A 4,520-nucleotide genomic window follows, 5' to 3' on the forward strand; every position below is an offset into this window, starting at 1 on the left:
AACTTGGACCGACTGAGAAATTCAGCGAAATGGCGAGTTTAGCCGCCCGCTTGGGTTGGCAGACCGTTCCCGTGGACCAACCCGTGCACTTCAGACTTCCGACAGGATCCGCAGGCGCAAACTTCATCCTCGTCAACACAGCGATAGGCAGTTGGGAGCTTCAAAACCTTCCCGCGTTCCTTCGTGATCGTCTCGAGGCACTCAGTCCTTCTACAGAGCCTGTAGATCTCGGCTCGCCGGACATCTCGGGACATTCGCCCGCGACACCTCCCAGCGATCCAGACAAGGAGGCGTCCGACGACGAGTATTACGGTCAGATGGACACGCCATACATCTCGCGTGAGATGCTTGCAGGCCTACAGGAATTGCTCCAGCAGCCCGACATGCGTTACGGCATCATAATCGGCCATCACAATCTGCTGCCACAAAAGACTCCGCGCATTACGCCATACGCGGAGATGCTCAACAGCGGATTTGTCAGAACTCAGCTGCTGCAGGGCAACAAGCCTATCGTCTACCTGCATGGACACATACATGCTGATCCGGTCGAGATCGTCAACGATCCAAGGTTTCCGGACGGCAAATTGATCTGCATCTCAGCACCAGAGATACAGTCAGGTTTCAATGAGCTCGTCTTCTTCACGACCGATCAGGGAGAGCTCGTCGGCATCCGACTTATACCCTACCGCACCAATGTCGCCGACGGGACGGTCATGGAAGGCGAACATTGCTTTATTTCGACCATGTCCAACGGCAAGGCCTTTCTGAACAACGACACGTTTGACCTGCTGCGCCGACTGCGCGACCATGCCACCAGGCGCGGGAATGGGTTACTCTTCTGGGACGAGATCACTGAGATTGCTGCCTCCGCCGAGCTCGGGCTAGATCTGGAAGACTCTCTTCTGATGCTCCAAGCGGCGCGCTTCATCGAGATAGACGGCCTCACCAAGGCAAACTCGGCTTGGCGCATTAAGGTAAGGGACGAATAGCGATGGAGAATCCGTTCGGCCCCAACAGGATCGAGTACGAAAGCCGCCCGATACTGTGGTTCAGTCAGAAGTCGGCGTTGATTTCTGCCGCCGCCAAGCCGGTCTTCGTCGCAGGGACGAGAGGCAGCGGCAAGACCAGCATTCTTCGCTCGCTTTCCACAGTCCATATTCTTGAAGACAAAAGTCTCTCGGACCAAGTCGGCAAGCTCGCTTGGTATGGCGTCTTCTTCCAGCTCAATGAGACATTCTCGCCCCTAATCGACAACGCCGTTCTGAACCTCATTCCGGAGCGGATACGCTTCGACACGGCCGCCGTGATCCCGCGGCAATTCGTAATCTTCTCTCACTATCTGGAGCTGAAGATAGTCGAACGCCTGCTCGAGAGCATCGGCCAGCTCAGACGCGACGGCCACTTGAAATACCGGGCCTCCGAAGATAGGGACGTCGCCCTGGCACTGCATCGCGAAGTGCTGCACTTCATACCCCAACCTGCCCGTCTCGACTTCTTCAGCATCGATGAGCTGCGGGGTGGGATAACCCGGTACGTCGACGAATGCTTCAACGCGTTCTTCTTTGCCGCCGATGCCGGAGCGACCGGCTTCAGAGCAACAGACCCTGGCGCGATCATTAACAAGGTCGCGACCGCGATCACTCCACTTTTAAATGGCCCATCTTTCGCCGGTGACAGGGCGCCCTTCTTCAAGATACTGATTGACGACTGTGAAGCACTGACACCGCTCCAACAGCAGTTCCTGAACACCTTGGTGAGAAAGACGCGCGGCAACGTGAAATGGGTCCTCGCCTACATCGGCGGCCTCTACGACACGATCCGGACGATCATACCCGGCCAGTCGCTCTCGAATGCTGACCGGGACGTCGAGAATCTTGATTCAGTCGATCCGAGGGAGTTCGCCACGCTGTGCGAGAACGTGTCGTCGCTTCGGCTGTACTATGCGCTTCCTGACCATCTGCGGAGTGATCTCGAGCGCAACGATGCGCTCAGCGCGTTTTCGCTCAAAAACCGGCTGGGGCGGCTTTCCGTCAATGACATCATCGAGCGGGTTATCATATCGGGTCATTCCGAGGGCAGAGAAGAGCTTGTGGCACTTGCTGATGCAGCACGTGAATTCCTCTCCGTGAATTTGAGGACGGCGGATCAGCAGCAATTCCTTCTTGATCGAAAAGCGCGCCCTTATGCCGAAGGGCTGGCGCTCGCGCTCATGAACCCGGAAATTAAGCGCCGGCCCATGAGCAAGGCGGATGCTTCAAATCTGAAGAGGTCGATCGCCCGGAAACAGGGATGGGCTTTTCTGAAAGCGTGCCAGATGCTGCGTCTGCATGACTACCCGTACGTAGGGCACCAGATCATCACATCATTGAGCGACGTCTGTATACGCGATTTCCTTGATATAATGGGAGAGATCTTCCGCCGCAGTGTTCCGAGTTCCAGTGATCCACGAAAACTGGTGGAATTCATCAACTCGGATTTACAGATTCATCTCGAACAGCAGAGACAGGCTGTGAACGCCGCCTCTCAACGGAAGCTTGATGGACTTCAGGCGCTTTCACATCCGTACGAAGAAGAGAGCGTGCGCATGGTGCGGGCGTTGGGTTACCTGACCGCTCGCCTCCAGACAGAGTTTGCCGAAGAAAATGCTCTAGGAACGACAGAGAGAGGCATTTTCAGGGTTGATCTAAAGGAAATGCGCTCGCTGGTGAACCGACTGGAGCAACCCAGCGGAAAACTGGACGAGGTCCTGCGTCGGGCGGAAAGGGATGGGTTTATCCGGGAGGTCTCCGCCGCCGGCAACTTTGAGGTGGACCGCGCCGACCCCGCATCGAAGGAGATGATGATCAGATTGCATCGGCGATTTGCACCTTACTTCGGGTTCTCCTATCGCGGCCCGTACGAAATCAACACAATCCCTGCGGCGCGGATGGTCGACCTGCTTTTTACCAGGCATCGGCTCCCAGAAGACTGGGCCGACTCGGTGTTTAAGGAGCTCGTCGCGCGGCCCGCACTCAAGACCGAATTCCAGCACTCGCTTTTCGAGAGCGATCTCGAATGACCGCTTCAACTGTCGAGTATCGAGTCTTCGGCCATCTGGCCGTCACCGAGAAGGCGAGAGATGCAGGTACCTGCGAAACGATGGAGGCAGATATCGCGATCGTCGCGCTTGGATGGGAAACGCGTTTCGCCGCGTTCGAAAACCATCTTGACCTGAAGGTCGGCAAGATCGTGGTTCTGGACTTTGCTCTGAAGGAAGCGAACGTCCCAGCCGTCGAAGAAAACCGGCGAAAGCTCATCGCTATGGGTACCCGATGGGGCGTCGAAGTGACTGTGATCACCCTCGAGCCTTCCATCGAGTATCAGAAGAACATCAATCTCCTCGATCACCTGCTCACTCAGATGGCCGCTTCATGTGGCTCATACGAAGGAAGCCTGCGGAAGGTTTTCGTCGAGTGCTCGACGATGCCGCGAATCTACATCCAATGGCTGATTGCGGTGGCATTCAAGAAAATGTCGATTCAGTCTCTCGAATTCGGGTACGCCGAAGGTATCTACGGGAACGCGATCGGCAAAGAGGATTTTTCCAGCGGCTTGGACCGATACGTCACCGTCCCTCATCTTCAAGGCAGCGGAGGAATGGGCGAAGAGAAAGTCCTGCTCGTGGGGATCGGAGGAGATGCCGACGTATTCTACGGATTGATCGATATCGTCAGTCCGGAACGGATCTCGCTCCTCGTCCCAAGAAGCGACAAGAATGCGCATATCGATGCTTTGCTCGATCAACAGGTGGCCAAGGTACGTGAAACCCACCGGCTCGAAGATGGCGAAGTTCGCGACATCCAGGCTTTCGGGCTGATGGCCCACCTCGATGCTTTCGAGACGTATCTCGACGGGTTCGGCTCGCGTGCGGTGGTGAACGTTTTTGTCAGCGGCCCGAAGGTTCAGGCCATCGCTGCTGCCGTGCTCGCCTGCTCCGACAGCCGCGTCCATCTCAAGGCAAGAATTCCCACCTCCTATGCCCATCGTGAAGTCTCAGCGAATGGGCGGTATCATATCTATAGGCTGATTGACCTGACATCCCCTGCCTGCAGCCTTCCCGGGACGTTCTGACACTATCTTGCATTCGAGTAGCATCATGGTCCCAGTAGCCGTTCCGCCAAGCCTTCAGCGCATGTTCGTGTCGCCCGATCCGGTCGATGGGGGGCTAATTCCCACTTGGAAGCTGCTCTACATCAGATCAGGGGGGAATGCAGACTGGCAGAATTCCGTCTAATTAGCGACTAGCTAAAACATATACTCAGGCGAGACTGTTCAGCATAGAAATAGTGAGTCGGCCGTGAACTATCCGCAAGCCATTGATCTGGCCTGTTGATTGAGGCGGATAGCGGCTTTGGAATTGCAGGATTAGCGGTTTATTGGGGCTGTTTTCCTGCAATTCGGTTTTGCGATTCCCTTGTGGCGCGGAGCGTGATTCACTCGGTTCGGCGGCGGCGAATCGAGGGGACAGCGAATGTCCAGGC

At 56.1% G+C, this 4,520-nt stretch carries 4 protein-coding genes; 3 read left to right on the top strand and 1 reads right to left on the bottom strand.

Annotated features, from left to right (window positions below; all coding sequences use genetic code 11):
• The 3 genes from EN906_RS18225 to EN906_RS18235 form a co-directional block, all read left to right on the top strand.
• A partial coding sequence (locus EN906_RS18225; RefSeq protein WP_206529119.1) for a hypothetical protein occupies positions 1-989 on the top strand: 989 nt, incomplete at its 5' end.
• 2 nt (positions 990-991) lie between these two features.
• Positions 992-3,058, top strand: coding sequence for a hypothetical protein (locus tag EN906_RS18230; RefSeq protein ID WP_063169412.1), 2,067 nt, complete (start codon positions 992-994; stop codon positions 3,056-3,058).
• Complete coding sequence (locus tag EN906_RS18235) at positions 3,055-4,110, top strand: hypothetical protein (RefSeq protein ID WP_063169411.1); 1,056 nt, start codon at positions 3,055-3,057, stop codon at positions 4,108-4,110. The genes EN906_RS18230 and EN906_RS18235 overlap by 4 nt, the downstream gene beginning before the upstream one ends.
• Positions 4,111-4,297: 187 nt before the next feature.
• On the opposite strand, the gene EN906_RS37765 is transcribed toward EN906_RS18235, so the two are convergent.
• Positions 4,298-4,520, bottom strand: a 223-nt coding sequence (locus tag EN906_RS37765; protein WP_206517167.1) for a hypothetical protein, incomplete at its 5' end; no start/stop codon positions are given.

Source organism: Mesorhizobium sp. M7A.F.Ca.CA.004.06.1.1 (genome assembly GCF_003999135.1).
Lineage (GTDB): Bacteria > Pseudomonadota > Alphaproteobacteria > Rhizobiales > Rhizobiaceae > Mesorhizobium.

What these genes read in the sequence shown, in the direction of transcription:
- EN906_RS18230 (WP_063169412.1), top strand. Translation starts at nt 992, where the DNA reads ATGGAGAATCCGTTCGGCCCCAACAGGATCGAGTACGAAAGCCGCCCG.
- EN906_RS18235 (WP_063169411.1), top strand. Translation starts at nt 3,055, where the DNA reads ATGACCGCTTCAACTGTCGAGTATCGAGTCTTCGGCCATCTGGCCGTC.